Genomic DNA, 19,016 nt, shown 5'->3' with positions numbered 1-19,016 from the left:
AGCGTCAGACGGCCGCCAGCGCGCGGGCGTCCTCGTCGGCGAAGGTGTCCTCCAACTGCACCGGCGAATAGTCCAGGTCGATCTCGCCCAGCGGGCGGCCACGGGCGCTGGAGATCGTGCCGAAGCGGCGCATGCCCTTGTCGGCGGCGTACTGCATCATCTCGTCCTGGACGAGATCGAAGGGCGGCACGTCGAACAGCGCGAAACCCTGCTGGGTGGCGTCGAGGGCGAGCGGCATCAGTTCGTTCATCCGGCCCTCGAAGACGTCCCAGTTGGCGTCGTCGGCGGCGACGTGCCGACGGCAGGTGAACGTGCCCCACGCCATGTGACGGCGCTCGTCGTCTCCGATGCGACGCACCAATTCCTGCATGCCGGGCAGGATTCCGCGCACGGCGCAGATCTTGTGCCAGGCGTAGTAGCCAGTGAGCGCGAGCATGCCCTCGACGACGTGGTTGTAGGTCACCGACGCGCGAATCTGGGCCGCGGGTGACGCGTCCGACGACAGCGCGTTGAGGCAGTCCGGCAGTTCGTCGTAGAACATCGTCCGGTACGCGGGCAACGGTTCGAGGTAGCCCTGCAGATCCTCGGTCATCCCGACGGCGTCGAGCCACATCCGAAAGACCTGGGTGTGCTTGGCCTCTTCGAACGCGAACTGGGTCAGGTACATCTCGTCGCCGAGCCGACCCTCTTCCCGCATCGCGGACATGAACGGCTGGATGTCCTCGGTGACGGCTTCCTCCCCGGCAATGAACTGCGCGCACAGCCGGGTGGCGAAGTCGCGTTCGTCGTCGTTCAGCGCCTCCCAGTCGGCGCGGTCCCGGGAGAAGTCGATATCTGCGGGATTCCAGAATTTCGCGTTGCCACCGGCAAAGAGCTTGAGCGGCAGGCTGTCCCAGTTGAGACCGCCGGCGGCGAGCGAGTTTGAACCAATCCGTGTCATCAGACCTCCTCAGATCTCATGTGGCTGAACACTTTTGCTGCCTAAGGGGACGAATGCCGCCGAGAGCACCGCGACCAGGCGGCGCACCGCCAGGGCTGGTTGATCGGGGCTGGGGTCGTCGAGACCCAGAATCGGATCGAGGCCGCGCATGTAGGGCGCGAGGGCAAGGTGCGGAAAGATCAAGAGCAGCAACGACATCAGCGCCTCGGTATCCGCATCCTCGCGGAAATCGCCTCGGCGCTGGGCGTCGCGTACCAACGGCCGCAGAACTTCCAGGTAGTGGCGGTGGATGACGCTGCGCACGCTGATCCGGGCGTCGGTGTCGACTTCGAGAGTTGCCGCCGCATGGATCGCGCGTTCGTGCGGGTGATCGGCGAAGTAGGCGATCCACACGTCGAGCCAGTCGGTGAGGAAATCGAAAAACGGCCGGGTGGGGTCGAGTTGGCCGATCCGGGCTTCCATGTAGACACGCACCCGCTGACTCACCACATCGGCGATGAACGAGTACAGGTCCCGCTTGTCGGCAAAGTATTGAAACAGGCTGCCTTTGGCGACACCGGCCCGCCGCGCGATCACATTCAGGCTGCCGCCCGAGAATCCGTGGGCGCCGAACTCCGCCTCCGCGGCGTCGATGACCGCGGCACGTCGCACAGGGTCGACGCGGGCCCAGGTGACCGTCGGCATAGCTTTCCTCCGCTGCGGAATGACCACTGGTCACTTTACTGTGAGCCACGTCACTGCACAAGGGGCCGAGGCGAAAGGCTGCTCGAAATGAACATGCGGCAGGGCAATTCCCGACATACTGCTGCGCAAGGAGGGGTTCATGGGGCACTACAAGGCCAACCTGCGTGACATCGAGTTCAACCTGTTCGAGGCGTTAGCACTCGGCGACGTGTTGAACTCCGGATCGGTCGGCGAGCTCGACGCCGCCACCAGCCGGGAGATCCTGGCCGAGGTGGCCCGGTTCGCGGAGGGGCCGGTCGCGGAGTCGTTTGTGGCCGCCGACCGAGAGCCGCCGGTGTTCCTTCCGAACGAGCACACCATCACGGTGCCGGACCCGATTCGCAAGACGGTGCAAGCGATCTGGGACGCCGAATGGTGGCGGCTCGGCGTTGCGCCCGAGATCGGCGGCACCGCCGTGGCCCGCAGCGTGGCATGGGCGGCGCTGGAGATGATCATCTGCGCCAACCCCGCGCTGTTCTTCTTCTACGCCGGCCCGCCGATGGCCGACATCCTCTACGAACTGGGCAACGAGCAGCAGCGCGCGCTGGCCAATGCGGCAATCGAACGGCGCTGGGGCGCAACGATGGTGCTCACCGAACCGGACGCCGGCTCGGACGTCGGGGCCGGTCGGACCAAGGCGATCGAGCAACCCGACGGCTCGTGGCACCTCGAGGGCGTCAAGCGTTTCATCTCCGGCGGCGACCTCGGCGACACCGTCGACAACATCCTGCACCTGGTGCTCGCCCGTCCGCAGGGCGCCGGCCCGGGCACCAAGGGGTTGAGCCTGTTCGTGGTGCCGAAGTTCCTGTTCGACTGGGACAGCTTCGAAACCACCGAGCGCAACGGCGTTTTCGCGACCGGCCTCGAGCACAAGATGGGCTACAAGGCCTCTCCGACGTGCGAGCTGACCTTCGGCGCGCACGGCGTCCCGGCCAAGGGCTGGCTGGTCGGCGACATCCACGACGGCATCGCGCAGATGTTCAAGGTCATCGAGAACGCGCGGATGCTGGTCGGCATCAAGTCGTCGGGCACGCTGTCGACCGGGTACCTCAACGCGCTCGACTACGCCAAGACCCGCCTGCAGGGTGCCGACATGACGCAGATGCTCGACAAGAACGCGCCGCGGGTCCCGATCACGCGCCACCCGGACGTGCGGCGCTCACTGATCATGCAGAAGGCCTACGCCGAGGGACTGCGGGCGATCTACCTCTACACCGCGGCACATCAGGATGCGGCTGTGGCGCAAGCGGTTTCGGGCGCCGACGCCGACGTGGCGAGCCGGGTCAACGACCTGCTGCTGCCGATCATCAAGGGTGTCGGATCCGAGCGTGCCTACCAGTACCTGACCGAGTCGCTGCAAACCCTGGGCGGTTCCGGCTTCCTGCAGGACTACCCGATCGAGCAGTACATCCGCGACGCGAAGATCGACTCGCTCTACGAGGGCACCACCGCGATCCAGGCGCAGGACTTCTTCTTCCGCAAAATCGCGCGCGACAAGGGCGTGGCCCTGACCCACGTCGCCGGCCAGATCGAGTCGTTCATCAACAGCGACGCGGCCGACCAGCGACTCAAGGTGGAACGCGCCTACCTGGGCACCGCGCTGGAAGACGTGCAGGCGATGACGGCGACGCTGACCGGCTACCTGCTGGGTTCCGCCGAAGCACCCGGCGATCTCTACAAGATCGGCCTCGGCTCGGTGCGCTACCTGCTCGCCGTCGGCGATCTGCTGATCGGCTGGCAGCTGCTACGGCATGCCGAAATCGCTTTGCGTGCTTTGGATTCCGGCACCGATGCCAAGGACAAGGGCTTCTACGAGGGCAAGATCGCCGCGGCGCAATTCTTCGCGGCCAACGTGCTGCCGGAGATCACCGCCACCCGTGGAATCCTGGCCCGCACCTCGACGGCCCTGATGGACCTCGACGAAGAGGCCTTCTGACCCGAACCGACCACGGCGGCGGAAGGGTCGTCCTAGAGTCGGCTACGTGTCGATAGTGAATACCGCTTCCGGAGAAGTCAACACCACCGATATCGGCGTCACGCTCATGCACGAGCACGTGTTCATCATGACCACCGAGATCGCGATGAACTACCCCGAGGCGTGGGGCGACGAAGACAAACGCGTGGCCGACGCCATCGCCCGGCTCAACGAGCTCAAGTCACGCGGGGTCGACACCATCGTCGACCTCACCGTGATCGGGTTGGGCCGCTACATTCCGCGCATCGCTCGCGTCGCCGCGGAGACCGACCTCAACATCGTCGTCGCCACCGGTCTGTACACCTACAACGACGTCCCGTTCCGGTTCCACTACGTGGGCCCCGGCGCCGAACTCGGCGGCGAGGAGGTCATGACGGACATGTTCGTCCGGGACATCGAGGAGGGCATCGCCGACACCGGTATCAAGGCCGGAATCCTCAAGTGCGCCACCGATAAACCCGGCATCACCCCGGGCGTCGAGCGGGTGCTGCGCGCGGTCGCCCAGGCGCACAAGCGCACCGGGGTGCCGATTTCCACGCACACCCACGCCGGGCTGCGGCGCGGTCTCGAGCAGCAGAAGATCTTCGAAGAAGAGGGCGTCGACCTGACCCGGGTGATCATCGGGCATTCGGGCGACAGCACCGACATCGGCTACCTCGAGGAGCTCATCGCCGGTGGCTCGTACCTCGGCATGGACCGGTTCGGCATCGACACGATCCTGCCGTTCGAGGATCGGGTGAGGACGGTCGCGACGATGTGTGAGCGCGGGCACGCCGACAAGATGGTGCTCTCCCACGACGCCAACTGTTACTTCGATGCGCTGCCCGAGGAACTGCTGCCGATCGCCGCACCGAACTGGCATTACCTGCATATCCACAACGACGTCATCCCGGCGCTCAAGGAGCGCGGTGTCACCGACGAGCAGCTGCACACCATGCTCGTCGAGAACCCGCGCAAGATCTTCGACCGACAGGGCGCTTACTCGTGACCGCGCCGGTCCCCCCGATCGGCGCTCAGATTTCCGCGCTGGCCGCGCTCGCCCCCGACGAGCCCGCGGTCACGTGCGACGGGCGCACCATCACCCGGGCCGAGCTCGACCGCTCGACCAACCGGCTGGCCCGCGCCTACGCCGAGTTGGGGGTCGGTGTCGGCGACTACGTAACCATGGTGCTGCCCAACGGAATCGAGTGGATCCAGGCGGCGGTGGCGTGTTGGAAGCTGGGCGCGGTACCGCAACCGCTGTCCGCGCGGTTGCCCGACGCGGAACTCGCCGGGCTGCTGGAGCTGCGGCCGCCGGCATTGCTGGTGGGGCGCGCCCACCACGAAATACCAAGTCTTCTACCAGGATTTGAGCCAGACCCAGCCCTGTCGGACGGCGGGCTGCCGGAAGCAGTCTCGCCGGTATGGAAGTCGATGGGTTCCGGCGGCAGTACCGGACGACCCAAGCTCATCGAGGCCGGCAACGACAGTCGGATACCGCCCGCGATCGGCTATCCGCTGGGCGCGCAGGAGGGTGACATCACCTTCGTGCCGGTCCCGTTGTCCCACAACACCGGCTTCACCATGGCGGCCGCAGCGTTGATCATGCGTCACCATTTGGTCCTGATGAGCCGGTTCGAGCCGCGCGAATACCTGCGGCTGATCGCCGATCACGGAGTCACCTTCGTGGTCACGGTGCCCACGATCATGCAGCGCGCACTGCCGGTCTACCAAGCCGACCCCGACGCCTACGACCTGTCGTCGATCCGACGGATGTGGCACCTCGCGGCGCCCTGTCCGCCGACCGTCAAAGAGGCCTGGATTCATCTGCTGGGTCCGGAGAAAGTGTGGGAACTTTACGGCGGCACCGAATTACAGGCGCTGACCTTCATCTCCGGAGACCAGTGGCTCGCCCACCGCGGGTCGGTCGGGATCGTGGTAGCCGGCGAAATGAAGGTGCTCGACGACGACGGCAACCCATGCGCGCCGGGTGTCGAGGGCGAGATCTACATGCGGCGCAGCCCGGGTGCTCCGCCCACCTACCGTTACATCGGGTCGACGGCGAAATCCCGCGACGGCTGGGACTCCCTCGGTGACCTGGGCTATTTCGACGAGGATGGATTTCTGTACCTGTCCGATCGCCGAGTCGACATGTTCACCGTCGGCGGTCGCAACGTCTACCCGGCCGAAATCGAGAATGCGCTGTCCGCCCATCCGGATGTGTTGTCCTGCTTGGTCGTTGGGGTCCCGCACGAGGACCTCGGGCAGGTCCCGTACGCCTTGGTGCAATCCGCGACCGCGCTGGACGAGAAGGCTCTGCAGGAGTTCCTGCAGGACCGGATCGCGGGCTACAAGGTGCCGTCCACCATCGAGTTCGTCGACAGCCCACTGCGCGACGACGCGGGCAAGGCCCGTCGTTCGAAAGTCCGCCAGGACATCATGGAGCGATTGCATCTTCTTGACGCGGGCTGACGGCGGCCCGAGGCTTCTCGCGGGATTCCCAGCGCTGCAACGCTTCCCGGCACGGTGACTCGACCAGCGCGTAGCTCACCGCGGAGATCGCGATGGTGAATACCAGCGTCAGGATGAGCACCTTCGGCATGTGTCCGTGGAAGGCGAACTGACCGATCACCGGGAACACCATCGTCAACGCGGCGAGATGCCAGACGAAGATGCCGTAAGACCAGCGCCCTAGCGTCACCATCGGCGCGCCGCCCAGTAGTCGATGGCTGTCGTCGGGCCGGTCGAGCACCAACGGCGCCACCAACCCGGCGGCCACCAGCGCACCCATGGCGGTCTTCACGGTGAATTGCGCGTTGCTGCTCGGCACCAGTCCCGCGGGTCCGGCCAGCGGTGAGGCCGCGATCAGGTAGGCCACCAGCACGACGACGGCCATCAGCCAGCGATGCCGCGCCAGCCGGTGCGGCCAGCCGATCGGGTGGTAGATCCACTCGGCGAGCAACATGCCCGCGGCGAACCAGGAGAAGAAGGCCGGCGGCCAGGTCAGCGGGTTGAGTCCGGGCGGGGTGTGAAACGGGATCCAGCCCCAAAACCAGCTCGCCACAGCCACAGTCGCGATCGCAGGCACCCGGGCACGCACCGGTAGACGAGCGGCCAGCAGCGCCAGGATCGGCAACGCCAGATAGAAGCTCACCTCCACCGACAGGCTCCACATCTGGGTCAGGCCGGCCGTCAGCGTCAGCGGCACGTAGACCTGGGTGAGTGACAGGTTCGCCAGCCACACCGTCAGGTTCGGGTGATTGCCGTCGGGCAACAGGGCCAGAATCACCACGACCGCAACCAGATACGCGGGCATGATGCGGACCACCCTGGACCGCAGATAGTGGCCGGTGGCCGGACGCGGCGCCAGGTCGCGCGCCGCCGCGGCATGACTGCGCCAGAGCAGAAAGCCCGACAGCGCGAAGAACACCGCGACGGCCAGGTCGAAGCGGCCGAACAGGCGACCGTCGAACCCGCTGTTGTGCCCGGTGTCGAACGCTACGTGCGTGACGACGACGCCGATCGCGGCGCAGGCCCGCATCCCTTCGACGGCGGGCAGAAACTTCTCCGTGCCGCCAACCTGCCCGCTGTCAGATCCGATACGCCGCTCCTCAGCATCACTGCGTTCTGCATCGTCGTCGGCATATTCGATGCGCCGCTCCTCAGCATCACTGCGTTCTGCATCGTCGCCGGCGGTCATGGCGACAGTCTGCCCGGTGAATGGGTATGCCCTGTTCGCCCACCCTGGGGACATAAACGGCGACCTTAAATAATGCTGTTAGGGTCGAACGAGTTTTGCTTCGCTGCAGCGCACCAAGTGGGCGTCACCCCAGGTCGTCGGGGGTCCAGAGTCCGGACGAGACCAGAAGGAGGTCACGGCAACGTGAACCGAGCAGTCATGTTGCGGATGGCCGCGTGCGGGATCATGGGACTCGGAGCCGCGCTGTTGATCGCCGCACTGCTGCTGTGGACCTACACCGGCAGCCGAATCACCAAGATCCCGCTCGATCTCGACGCGACGTTGATCGGCGAGGGCAACGGGACGGTCGTCGACCCCGGTTCGCTCTACAGCCCCAAGCTCGTCGTCGACAAGAACGTTCCGGTGGTCGGCCAGCAGCAGATCGACGTCGAGTCGCCGGCCAACGCCGACGTCGTCACCTTCCAGGTGGGTAGCTCGGTGCGGCGCAGCGACAAGCAGAAGGACTCCGGCCTGCTGCTCGCCCTGGTCGACACCGTCACGCTCAACCGCAAGACGGCCTCGGCGGTCTCCGACGACACCCACCCCGGTGGCGCCGTGCAGAAGCCGCGCGGATTCAAGGACGAGAGCCCGGCCACCAACATCGCGCTGCCGCACGAGGGGTTGTCGTACCGGTTCCCCTTCCACACCGAGAAGCGGTCCTACCCGTACTTCGACCCGATCGCGCAGAAGGCGTTCGAGGCCAACTACAACGGCGAAGAAGACGTCAACGGGCTGACGGCCTACAAGTTCACCCAGGACGTGGGCTACGACGCCGACGGCAAACTCGCCGAGCCGATCCGGTACCCGTCGCTTTACGCCGACGACGCGGACAGCAAAGTCACCAACCTCGCGTCGATGTGGGGGCTGCCCGGTGACCCCGACGAGAAGATCACCATGACCCGCTACTACGCCGCGCAGCGGACGTTCTGGGTCGATCCGGAATCCGGCACGATCGTCAAAGAGCAGGAGCGGGCCAATCACTACTACGCCCGCGACGCCCTCAAGCCCGAGGTGACGCTGGCCGACTACAAGATCACCTCCACCGAGGAGACGGTCGAGTCGCAGGTCAACACCGCTCGCAACGAGCGGGACCGGCTGGCGCTGTGGTCTCGGGTGCTGCCGATCACCTTCACCGCGGCCGGCGTGATCGCGCTGATCGGCGGGCTGCTGCTCGGCTCGTTCAGCCTGCGGGCCGAGACGGCGCTGAGTGAGTCCGACGCCGACGGTGACGAGCGCGGTTTCTTCGGTCGCGGCGAGCCGCCGCCGGCGCGGGTGCCCGGCGCCGAGGCCGAGACGGAGAAGATCTCCATCCTGCCCAAGGACCCCAAGCGAGAGGGACCGTCGAGCTCCCCGACGTCGGGGCCGCCGGACCTTCCCTAGCCGCACGGCGACGATGCAGCCGGAACGGCTGAGGAGAAGCCGGGCAATCAAATCGAGCCAGCGCATGCGGTGGTTTCGTCCCGGGTACGCCCTTGCGTTGGCGCTCCTGGTCGTGGCTCCGCTACTGAGCCCCGGCTATCTCCTGCTTCGCGACGCGGTGTCGACGCCGCGGTCGTATCTCACCGATAGCGCGCTGGGGCTGGTCTCGGCTCCACGTGCCACGCCGCAGGACTTCGCGATCGCCCTGGCATCACATGTGGTCGACGGCGGCATCGTGGTGAAACTGCTTCTGGTGCTGGGGTTGTGGCTGGCGGGTTGGGGTGCCGCCCGGTTGGTCGCCACGGCGCTCCCCGAGGCCGGCGCCGGTGGCCAATTCGTCGCGACCACGCTGGCAATCTGGAACCCCTACGTGGGCGAACGGCTGTTGCAGGGGCACTGGAGCCTGTTGCTCGGCTACGGCTGCCTGCCGTGGGTCGCCACCACCGTGCTGCGACTGAGATCTGCTGAAAATATCTCGTGGCCAAGCGTTTTCGGGCTCGCATTCTGGTTGGCGCTGGCCGGGCTGACCCCGACCGGGCTGATCCTGGCGGCCGTGGTGGGAGTGGTCTGCGCGCCGCGGTGGCGTTGTGCGGCAGTGGTCGCCGGCGAGGCCGTCGTCGCGGCCCTGCCCTGGCTGACGGCATCGGTCCTCGGACTGTCGTCGGCGGATCGGATGTGGTCACACACTCCCGGGATCGCCGCGTTCGCCGCACGGGCCGAGCCCGGCCTCGGGACGCTGGGCAGCCTCGCCAGCATGGGCGGCATTTGGAACGGTGACGCCGTACCCGCTTCGCGCACAACATTTTTCGCGCTACTGTCAGCCGGCGTGCTGATCGCGGTGGTGGCCATCGGCGCCGTCGCACTTCGGCATTCCCGCCCCGCCCGACCGCTGGTACTCCTCGCCGCCGCGTCGGTGGTGATACCCGCCGTGTTGGCCACCGGACCGGGCCTGGCCTTCCTGCGCACCGCCGTCGACGTCGCGCCAGGCCTCGGCGTGCTGCGCGACGCGCAGAAGTGGGTGGCGCTGGCGCTGCCCGGCTACGCGCTGTGCGGGGCCGCGGCGGCGCTGGCACTGCAACGGTGGTTGCGGCCGGTGTCGGCCGCGCTGCTGTGCTGCCTCGCGTTGGCGCTCTCGCTGCCCGACTTGGCTTGGGGCGTAGGGGGAAAGGTTGCCGCGGTGCGCTACCCGGGCGATTGGACGGCCGTCGCGGCGACGATCAACGGCGCGCCCGCGGAGGTCGCCGTCCTGCCCGCCGACACCATGCGGCGGTTCGCCTGGTCCGGTCCGGCCCCCGTGCTGGATCCGCTGCCGCGCTGGTTGCGCGCCGAGGTGCTGGCGACCGGTGACCTGACGATCTCCGGGGCGACGGTGCTGGGTGAGGGCGATCGGGCGCGCGACGTGCAGCGGATGCTGCTGGCGGGTGCCGACCCGGCTCAGCTTCGGTCTGCCGGCGTCGGATGGCTGGTGGTCGAGATGGGCACGCCCGGCGACATGAGCACGGCCACAGAGACATTGGCGCACCTGCCCGTCGCCTATCGCGGCCGGGACCTGGTGCTCTACCGAGTCGGGGGCGACAGTCCGGGTGCGTCAACGGCCCGGCGGACGACGGTCATCGTCGCGCATCTGGCGTGGCTCGCGATGTTGATCGGCGGCGCGGTCGGCTTCGCGGTCGCGCGACGGCGGTTAGACCACGCCGGTGACGCGGTCGCCGGCGACGACTGACTCGAGCACCGCGCGCATGCCGTCCGCGCTTTGTTTCCAGGAGAATTCGGCGCTGCGGGCCTGAGCCTTTGAGCCGAGTTGGTCGCGCAGCACCGGGTCGGTCAGCAACTGCTCCAACCGATCGACCAGGCCTGCCTGGTCGTCGACCAGCACACCGGTGACGCCGTCGATGATCGAGTCGACCAAGCCACCCGACGATCGATAGCCGATGGTGGGCACCGCATGCTGGGCCGCCTCGATGACCGCGAGCCCCCAGCCTTCCTTCCGCGACGGCAGCACGTGCACCCAAGCCTGTTGGAGCACAGAGTGTTTCGCGTCATCGTCGATATGGCCGTGAAAGGTCACCGCGTCGCTGATGCCGAGCCGCCGCGCGTGGTCGACCAGGCGGTGTTCCCACCAGCCGCCGCCGACGACATCCAGGTGCACCAAGGGCATCGAGGTCCGCAGCCGCACGACGGCGTTCAGGGCGTCCTCGATCTGCTTGTGCGGCACCAGCCGCGACAGGACCACAATCCGCGGCGCGTCTGCGCGCGGGCCACTCAGCGACGTGACAGGCGCCTCGTCGAGTCCGTTGCGCACCACGGCAATTCGGTCGTTGCTGACGCCGAGACCGACCAGGTCGCGCGCCGACGGTAGCGACACCGTCACGTACTGGTTGTGGCGGTTCAGCTTTGGCGACAGCCACGATTCGACGAACCAGCCGACCCGACCGAGGAACCAGCCGGCCACCGGCCACTGTTCGCGGTGGCAGTGGTGGACCAGCACCGCGACCCGCGATCCGTAGACCAGCCGGGCCAAGAACGGCAGCCCGTTCTGGGTGTCGACGATGACGTCGGGTCGCACGCCACGCAACGGCCCGAGCCCCAGCCGCGCGCCCGCCATCGCGAGCATCGCCCAGATGTAGACCGAGTAGCGGCCGCCCGCGCGATCGATGCGGACGCCGTCGACCACTTCGCGGCGCGCGGCGCCGGGGTACCGGGCCGTGCGCAAGGTGACCTCGACGCCGGAGGCCGCCAGTTGAGCGCCGATGCGCTGCAGGTAGGTCTCGCTGCCGCCGCCCTGCGGGTGGTCGGTATCGCGCCAGCACAACAGCAGCACTGAGCGCAGACCGGACATTCGGTCAGCCTAGCCGGGCGACGATGCAGAGCGCGAAGCGCGATGAGGAGAAGCCCGGCAATCAGATCGAGCCGGGCGACGATGCAGAGCGCGAAGCGCGATGAGGAGGAACCCGGGCTTTAGGGTTGGCCGGTGGCCGTGACCGAGGTGTTCGCGCGGCGGGCGACGCTGCGCCGCTCGGTGAGGCTGCTGTCGAGCTTCCGCTTCGAGCAGGCCGAGCCGCCGCGGTTCTACGGCCCGCTGGCCGCAGACACGGTGTCGATGGTCGGCGACCTCTGGCAGGGCATCCACGGCGAAAGGCCGGTCGGCCGCAGCGTGCTGGACGTCGGCGGCGGACCCGGGTACTACGCGGGCGCGTTCACCGACACCGGCCTGCACTACATCGGCGTCGAACCCGACGCGAACGAAATGCATGCTGCGGGGCCGACTTTGGCGCGGGACACGGGGACGTTCGTACGCGCGTCGGGCATGGCGCTGCCGTTCGCCGACAACAGCGTGGACATCTGCCTCTCGTCGAACGTGGCCGAGCACGTGCCGCGGCCGTGGCAACTCGGCGGCGAGATGCTGCGCGTCACCAGACCCGGCGGGCTGGTGGTGCTGTCCTACACCGTGTGGCTGGGTCCGTTCGGTGGCCACGAGATGGGCCTGACGCACTACCTCGGCGGCGCGCGGGCCGCGGCACGCTACGCGCGTAAGCACGGCCATCCGGCAAAAAACAACTACGGGTCGTCGTTGTTCGCGGTGTCGGCCGCCCAAGGGCTGGACTGGGCGGTCAGCACGGGCGCGCTGATCGGCGCGTTTCCCCGCTACCACCCGAAATGGGCCTGGTGGCTGACGGCCGTGCCGGTGGTGCGCGAGTTCCTGGTGAGCAATCTCGTGCTGGTGCTCCAACCCCAATAGTGAAACGTGTTCTCGTTTTGCGCCGACTTGGGTAGGGTGGCCGCCATGACTAGCGTCACAACGAAGCAAGCGACAACGGAGTACGACAAGCTTTTCATCGGCGGAAAGTGGACCGAGCCGTCCACGTCCGAAGTCATCGAGGTGCACTGCCCGGCGACCGGCGAGTACGTCGGCAAGGTGCCGATGGCGGCAGCGGCCGACGTCGACGCCGCGATCGCCGCGGCCCGCGACGCATTCGACAACGGGCCGTGGCCCTCGACGCCGCCGAAGGAGCGCGCGGCCGTCATCGCCGCCGCCGCCAAGCTGATGGAGGAGCGCAAAGACCTCTTCGTCAAACTGCTCGGCGACGAGACCGGACAGCCGCCGATGTCGATCGAGACGATGCAGTGGATGAGCGGCGTCGGGTGCCTGAACTTCTTCGCCGGCCCCGCCGTCGATCAGGTCAAATGGCAGGAAGTCCGCAACGGCGGCTACGGCCAGACCATTGTCCACCGCGAGCCGCTCGGCGTGGTCGGCGCGATCGTCGCATGGAATGTGCCGCTGTTCCTGGCGATCAACAAGCTGGGCCCGGCGCTGCTGGCCGGCTGCACCGTGGTGCTCAAGCCTGCCGCCGAAACACCTTTGAGTGCAAACGCTTTGGCGGAGGTGTTCGCGGAGGCCGGCCTGCCCGAGGGCGTGCTGTCGATCGTTCCCGGTGGCGTCGAGACCGGTCAGGCGCTGACCTCCAACCCCGACATCGACATCTTCTCGTTCACCGGCAGCTCGGCCGTCGGCAAGGAGATCGGCAAGCGCGCCGCCGAGATGCTCAAGCCGTGCACGCTGGAACTGGGCGGCAAGTCGGCCGCCATCCTGCTCGAGGACGTCGACCTGGCCGCCTCGATCCCGATGCTGGTGTTCTCCGGCGTGATGAACACCGGGCAGGCCTGCGTGGCACAGACCCGCATCCTTGCGCCGCGCTCGCGCTACGACGAAATCGTCGATGCCGTCGGCAATTTCGCGGCCTCGCTGCCAGTCGGACCGCCGTCGGACGCCGGAGCGCAGATCGGTTCGCTGATCTCGGCGAAGCAGCGGGAACGCGTGGAGAGCTACATCGCCAAGGGTGTCGAAGAGGGCGCGCGGCTGGTGACCGGCGGTGGCCGTCCCGAGGGGTTGGACAACGGCTTCTACGTGCAGCCGACCGTGTTCGCCGACGTCGACAACAAGATGACGATCGCGCAGGAGGAGATCTTCGGCCCGGTGCTGAGCATCATTCCTTACGAGACCGAAGAGGACGCGATCAAGATCGCCAACGACTCGGCGTACGGCTTGGCCGGCAGCGTGTGGACCACCGATGTGCCGCGCGGCATCAAGATCTCCGAGCAGATCCGCACCGGCACCTATGCGATCAACTGGTACGCGTTCGACCCGTGCTGTCCGTTCGGCGGTTACAAGAACTCCGGGATCGGCCGTGAGAACGGCCCGGAGGGCGTGGAGCACTTCACGCAGCAGAAGAGCGTGCTGATGCCGATGGGCTACACCACCGACTAGAGCTACGCCGCCAGACTGCGGCCTGCTGCGCTCTCAGTGTCGAGACTGCGGCAGGCCGCAGTCTCGACGTTTAGAACGCCTCTTCACGCAGCTGCATGATCGCGAGGTCGACATTCGCAGCGATGCCACGCTCGGCGGTCAGTCGCGGCAGCATGTTGTTGACGAAAAACTTTGCGGTCGTGACCTTTCCGGCGTAAAAGCTGCGGTCCACCGGGCTGGGGTCGCCATCGAGTGCGGTCAGCGAAATCTCTGCCTGCCGCAGCAGTAGCCAACCGATCAGCACGTCGCCGACGGCCATCAGGAACGGCACCGACTCCAGCCCGACGCGATAGAGCTCGTCGGCGCTCTCCTGGGACGCCATCAGATAACCCGTCATGGTGGCCACCCAGCCCTGCACGTCGTGGACCGCGGTGGCCAGTCGCGTACGGGCGTCGGCGAGTTCGGGACGGCCCTGGTCGCTGTCGATGAACGCCTCGATCTGCTTGACCAGATGTGTCAGCGACGCGCCTTGGTCGCGAACGATCTTGCGGAAGAAGAAGTCCTGCGCCTGGATCGCGGTGGTGCCCTCGTACAGCGAGTCGATCTTGGCGTCACGGATGTACTGCTCGATCGGATAGTCCTGGAGGAACCCGGAGCCGCCGAAGGTCTGCAGCGACTCGGTCAGCGTCTGGTAGGCCCGCTCGGAGCCGACCCCCTTGACGATCGGTAACAGCAAGTCGTTGACCCGTTCGGCAAGATCCGGGTCGGCGCCCGAAACCGTCTGCGCGACAGCGGAATCCTGGTGAGCGGCGGTGAACAGGTAGAGCGCGCGCAACCCCTCGGCGTAGGCCTTCTGCGTGAGTAGGGCCCGGCGAACGTCGGGGTGATGGATGATGGTGACCCGCGGCGCGGTCTTGTCGGTCATCTGGGTGAGGTCGGCGCCCTGTATCCGGGTCTTGGCGTAATCCAGAGCATTGAGGTAGCCCGTCGACAATGTGGCAATCGCCTTGGTGCCCACCATCATCCGGGCGTACTCGATGACCTTGAACATCTGCGCGATGCCGCGATGACTGTCGCCGACCAGCCAGCCGATCGCCGGGGACCCGTGCTGCCCGAAGGTCAGTTCGCAGGTGGCCGAGACCTTCAGGCCCATCTTGTGTTCGACGTTGGTGACGAAGACGCCGTTGCGCTCCCCCGGCTCTCCGGTCTTCGGGTCGAGCAGATATTTCGGCACCAGGAACAGGCTCAGCCCCTTGGTACCCGGCCCCGCACCCTCCGGGCGGGCCAACACCAGATGCATGATGTTTTCGAAAACGTCGTCGCTGTCGCCGCTGGTGATGAACCGCTTGACGCCGTCGATGTGCCAGGTCCCGTCGCCCTGGTCAACGGCCTTGGTCCGGCCGGCGCCGACGTCGGATCCGGCGTCGGGCTCGGTGAGCACCATCGTCGCGCCCCAGTTGCGGTCGATCGCCAGAGTGGCCCAATGTTGTTGCTGCTCATTGCCGATACCGTGCAAAATGTTGGCCATGATCGGGCCCGCCATGTACATGAACACGGCGGGGTTGGCGCCGAGCACCAACTCGTTGATGGCCCACTGCACCATCGACGGTGCGGGCACACCACCGACTTCTTCGCCGAGGCCGACGCGGAACCATTCGCCTTCGCCCCACGCGCGCATCGACTTCTTGAACGGTTCGGGGAGGGTGACGACGTGGGTGTCGGGGTCGAATGTCGGCGGGTGCCGGTCGCTGTCGGCGAACGACTCGGCCACCGGCCCCTCGGCCAGTCGGGCGGCCTCGGCGAGCATCTGCCGCACCGAGTCGCCGTCGAGGTCGCCGAAAGCTTCGTCGGCGAGCACCTCGTCCAACTTCAGCGATTCGAACAGATTGAACTCGAGATCGCGCACGTTGCTGATGTAGTGGCCCATGGCTGACGCCTTTCAATCGCCTGGGCCGAGCCTAACGCGAATCCCGGCCCCCGCGCCGTGAAAACTCAGCCGCGCTTCCAAAACTGACGCGGCCGGTCCGGCACTTCGATGGCGGAGGCGAAGGCCTCGAGATCGCGTAATACGATGTCCCACAGCCTATTTCCGTTATTTCTTGCCCGTTTGATCCGGTTGCGCACCGCCGACAAGCCGGCATAGGCGGCTCTCGGCACCCCCACTGACCTCAGGTGACGCAGCTGCGCTTCGATCCGCAACGCCAGTTCGGCGAGCCACACCTGCCGCTCGTCGTCGGACAGGTCACCGGCCGCGCGCATGCGATCCACTTCGTAACGGATCTCGACGCGCGCGACCGCGAGCTGAATGTCGTTGCCGGCGACGGGCACGGAGCCGGTGATGTCGAAGTCGGCAGGCGGACCTTGTATTTCGGCTGACGCGCGGAAATAACCACCCATCGGTGGCGGTGCCGCAGCGCAGGCGTCCACCTTCATCGGGGCGGGTGCCGCCGTCATCGGCCGGGTGAACATGTCCCAGCCGGCCGGCGCCTCGACGGGCTGCAGCACCCGATGGCGTTGCGCGCCGTCGGCGACGACCCGGCTGTCGACGGCGACGTACGCGGTGAACCGGCACAGCACGCCGAACCGTAGCGACGTACCGACGATCGACCGCTCCAACTCCGTCGAGCTTGCGCTGTCGGCGGCGCAGACGTAGCGGTCTTCGAGGTCGCGCACGTGCGCCCGCGCCCATTGCGCGGTGACGGCCGCGGCCGCCGCCGGGCGACCGGCCGTTGTCGCCGACCAGCGGCCCTCGTGGTCGGCGACCGTGAGAGATCCTTCGGCCGCGCCGCGGTAGCGGCCGGAGATGACGAGCGGAACACCGGAGAACAGGTCGGGCAGTCGCGCGGGGGTGACCGAGTCGTCGATGATCGCCAAACCGCCCGGGCGCAAGCGCAGCCCCTGCGCGAGCGGGGCGTTGATGCGCCGGTGGATGGCGTCCATCGCTTCGTCGAGCCGGCCCTCGCTTTCCACGAGTTCGCAACGGCCGCCGCCGAATTCGGCGAGTCGCCGCAGGAAGCCGGCGTTGACGGCCTGATCGATGCCGACCGTGTGCACGCGGACTCCGCGCAGGCCGGTGCCGAGTGCCCTCAGGACCTGGTCCTCGTTACCCACCTGGCCGTCGGTGACCAGCACCAAAACCGCGTCGCGCTCCTTTGAGTCACCCAGCAGCGCGAGCCCCTCCTGCAGCGGTGGCAGCAGCTCCGTTCCGCCGCGGGCATCTACGCGGGCCAGGTGCTCGACCGCGCGGTAGCGGTTGCGGTCGTTGGCGGCGGCCAGGCCGCGGGGCAGGCCGTCCGGCCGGTCGATCGCATTGTCGAAGGTCAACACGGCGAAGCGATCCGCGGCGGTGAGGGTGTCGACGATGCGTGCCGCGGCGCGTCGTGCGGCGACCATTTTCCAGCCACCCATGCTGCCGGATCGATCCAGCACCAGGACCACGTCACGCGGACGAGCGGGCGCGTGATCGGCGGGTGGCAGCACGGTCAGCTGGAACGTGCCCTCATCGCCGTCGGCATCGGGAACCAGGATGAGCGAGTCCGCCGAATCGGTTGTCCCGTAGCGTAACCGGAGCACGAAGTCGCGATTCGCCCGCTCTCCCGGCTGCACCCGCACTCGGCCGTCGCCGGCAGAAACCGCCGGCAGGCTGGAGCGAAGGTCGCTCAGGTCGAGCCCGGCCGGGTCGACACCAACGTCGATCGAGAGCCGCACCGGATTGGGAAAACCCGGCAGCAGCACGGGCGGGGTGATGCGCGACGCGTCGGGAACGGCATCGGTGTCGTCGGCGTACCCGTCACCAACTGCGTTGCCGCCCAAGGGTTCACCAGGGATGTAACGCGGCGCGACCACCAGCGGGAATCGGAAGGTCGCCTCGCCGTCGTCGTAGGACAGCGGGTAGACCAGCGTGAGTGCGATACTGACGCGTTCGCCCGGGACGACGTTGCCGACCCGCATGGTGAAGACGTCGGGGCGTTCCTCCTCGGCGATCGAGGCACGTTGGCCGGCCGCGATCGCGTCGTCGTAGGCCTGCCGTGCCGCCTCGCGTTCCTGCAGTTCGGCCTCGACGACGCGCCCGTCGGCCGTCATCCGCATGGCGGTGACCGCGCCCCGATCCGGCAGCGGGAACACGTAAGTGGCTTCCAGCGGTACGTCGAAGGTGTTGACGAAATCCTGGGTCAGCTCGACGCGGCTGGTCAGCCCGGTGATGTCGGCCCGCAGATCGATGCGGTCGAGCGGCAGGTTGCCGCGCTCGGTGCGCAGGGCCCCCAGGCCGGCCTCGTCGTTCGGCGGAAGGGCGTCGGCCATTTCGGCCTCGGTCATCGTGGTCACGGGGACGGTCATGATGGACTCCATTCTTCGCGTTCCAGCAGGCCGCGTTCGGCCAGCACGTCAAGGAGCGGCCGCGCGGCCGCGTGAATCGCCGCGAGGTCGTCGTCGCCAGGACGACCGGGCAGTATCAGTTCGGCGCCGCCCGGCAGGCGGACCACGGTGCGAACCGTGACAGTGTCAGCGGCGGCATCGATCGCGGCCGGCGCCGCGGCGGGCCGGTCGGCCCAGAATCGCGCCCGGGCCGCCGGTTTCGGCACGGCGGCCTCGGCGGTGGTGACGTCGGCGGGAATGTCGGCAACGCGACGCAGTGCCTTGCTGGTGGCCCCGGCCAACTCGGCCTGAATGTCGGCAAGTGAACGGCCCTGTGCCTGAAGGCGTTTGACGGCGACGATCTGCAGCAGGTGGCGCGAGCTGTAGAGCGCGGTACGCCCCCGCATCGCGGTCGGCCGGTCGACCAGCCCGATGGTCGAGTACCACCGCACGGTCCGACGGTCTGGCACGTCGCGCACTCGCCCGTTCGGCGAGCCGGGGTACGCGGGGCCGGCCAGTGCGGCGGCCGCGCGCCCCACCAGCTCGTCCAGCGTCCAGGGACCTTCGGATGACATGACTTGATAGTGACACTGTCATATAACACTGTCAACAAATTCTGCGGGCAGCGAAGCTACCTGGT

14 protein-coding genes are annotated in these 19,016 nt (G+C 67.5%); 7 read left to right on the top strand and 7 right to left on the bottom strand.

Going from position 1 to position 19,016, the window contains the following annotated elements; genetic code table 11:
* Positions 1-4 precede the first annotated feature (4 nt).
* Positions 5-940 carry a R2-like ligand-binding oxidase gene (locus tag PT015_RS19555; RefSeq protein WP_285186630.1) on the bottom strand — a complete coding sequence of 312 codons (936 nt, stop codon included), beginning with the start codon at positions 938-940 and terminating at the stop codon, positions 5-7.
* A gap of 9 nt (positions 941-949) precedes the next feature.
* The gene (locus PT015_RS19550) at positions 950-1,624 is read right to left on the bottom strand and encodes a TetR/AcrR family transcriptional regulator (RefSeq protein ID WP_285186629.1); all 675 of its coding nucleotides are present in this window, start codon (positions 1,622-1,624) and stop codon (positions 950-952) included.
* A gap of 139 nt (positions 1,625-1,763) precedes the next feature.
* Between PT015_RS19550 and PT015_RS19545 the strand changes: the two genes are divergently transcribed.
* The 3 genes from PT015_RS19545 to PT015_RS19535 are packed head-to-tail and all read left to right on the top strand — an operon-like array spanning position 1,764 to position 6,089.
* Positions 1,764-3,599 (top strand): acyl-CoA dehydrogenase, encoded by a 1,836-nt coding sequence (locus PT015_RS19545; RefSeq protein ID WP_285186627.1) that lies wholly within the window; start codon positions 1,764-1,766, stop codon positions 3,597-3,599.
* Between the two features lie 46 nt (positions 3,600-3,645).
* The gene (locus PT015_RS19540) at positions 3,646-4,626 is read left to right on the top strand and encodes a phosphotriesterase family protein (RefSeq protein ID WP_285186625.1); all 981 of its coding nucleotides are present in this window, start codon (positions 3,646-3,648) and stop codon (positions 4,624-4,626) included.
* Positions 4,623-6,089 carry an AMP-binding protein gene (locus PT015_RS19535; RefSeq protein WP_285186624.1) on the top strand — a complete coding sequence of 489 codons (1,467 nt, stop codon included), beginning with the start codon at positions 4,623-4,625 and terminating at the stop codon, positions 6,087-6,089. Before PT015_RS19540 ends, PT015_RS19535 begins: the two co-directional genes overlap by 4 nt.
* Here PT015_RS19535 and PT015_RS19530 read toward each other — a convergent pair.
* On the bottom strand, positions 6,055-7,158 hold the full coding sequence (locus tag PT015_RS19530; protein WP_285191186.1) for an acyltransferase family protein: 1,104 nt from the start codon (positions 7,156-7,158) through the stop codon (positions 6,055-6,057). The genes PT015_RS19535 and PT015_RS19530 overlap by 35 nt on opposite strands.
* 342 nt (positions 7,159-7,500) lie before the next feature.
* Here PT015_RS19530 and PT015_RS19525 point away from each other — a divergent pair, with 342 nt between their 5' ends.
* Positions 7,501-8,736 carry a DUF3068 domain-containing protein gene (locus PT015_RS19525; RefSeq protein ID WP_285186623.1) on the top strand — a complete coding sequence of 412 codons (1,236 nt, stop codon included), beginning with the start codon at positions 7,501-7,503 and terminating at the stop codon, positions 8,734-8,736.
* A 64-nt stretch (positions 8,737-8,800) separates the two neighbouring features.
* Positions 8,801-10,498, top strand: a complete 1,698-nt coding sequence (locus PT015_RS19520) for a hypothetical protein (RefSeq protein ID WP_285186621.1) — start codon at positions 8,801-8,803, stop codon at positions 10,496-10,498.
* Here the strand turns inward: PT015_RS19520 and PT015_RS19515 are convergent.
* Positions 10,460-11,614: a glycosyltransferase family 4 protein gene (locus PT015_RS19515; RefSeq protein ID WP_285186619.1), complete on the bottom strand. Its 1,155-nt coding sequence runs from the start codon at positions 11,612-11,614 to the stop codon at positions 10,460-10,462. The two genes, PT015_RS19520 and PT015_RS19515, sit on opposite strands and share 39 nt — an antisense overlap.
* A 132-nt stretch (positions 11,615-11,746) precedes the next feature.
* Here PT015_RS19515 and PT015_RS19510 point away from each other — a divergent pair, with 132 nt between their 5' ends.
* A complete protein-coding gene (locus tag PT015_RS19510; RefSeq protein WP_285186618.1) occupies positions 11,747-12,514 on the top strand; it encodes a class I SAM-dependent methyltransferase in 768 nt (255 codons plus the stop codon).
* Positions 12,515-12,559: 45 nt separating this feature from the next.
* Positions 12,560-14,041, top strand: coding sequence for an aldehyde dehydrogenase (locus PT015_RS19505; protein ID WP_285186615.1), 1,482 nt, complete (start codon positions 12,560-12,562; stop codon positions 14,039-14,041).
* A 70-nt stretch (positions 14,042-14,111) separates the two neighbouring features.
* Here PT015_RS19505 and PT015_RS19500 read toward each other — a convergent pair whose 3' ends face one another.
* The 3 genes from PT015_RS19500 to PT015_RS19490 all read right to left on the bottom strand — a co-directional run bounded on the left by PT015_RS19500 (position 14,112) and on the right by PT015_RS19490 (position 18,951).
* Positions 14,112-15,947 (bottom strand): acyl-CoA dehydrogenase, encoded by a 1,836-nt coding sequence (locus tag PT015_RS19500; RefSeq protein WP_285186614.1) that lies wholly within the window; start codon positions 15,945-15,947, stop codon positions 14,112-14,114.
* Between the two features lie 65 nt (positions 15,948-16,012).
* The gene (locus PT015_RS19495; RefSeq protein WP_285186612.1) at positions 16,013-18,358 is read right to left on the bottom strand and encodes a VIT domain-containing protein; all 2,346 of its coding nucleotides are present in this window, start codon (positions 18,356-18,358) and stop codon (positions 16,013-16,015) included.
* Positions 18,355-18,951, bottom strand: a complete 597-nt coding sequence (locus tag PT015_RS19490) for a MerR family transcriptional regulator (RefSeq protein ID WP_285186611.1) — start codon at positions 18,949-18,951, stop codon at positions 18,355-18,357. Before PT015_RS19490 ends, PT015_RS19495 begins: the two co-directional genes overlap by 4 nt.
* Between the last annotated feature and the right edge of the window lie 65 nt (positions 18,952-19,016).

Origin of the sequence: Candidatus Mycobacterium wuenschmannii (assembly GCF_030252325.1) — a bacterium.
Classification (GTDB): Bacteria; Actinomycetota; Actinomycetes; order Mycobacteriales; family Mycobacteriaceae; genus Mycobacterium; species Mycobacterium wuenschmannii.
Note: the sequence above shows the minus strand (reverse complement) of the source record. Positions and strands in the feature narration are given on the sequence as shown.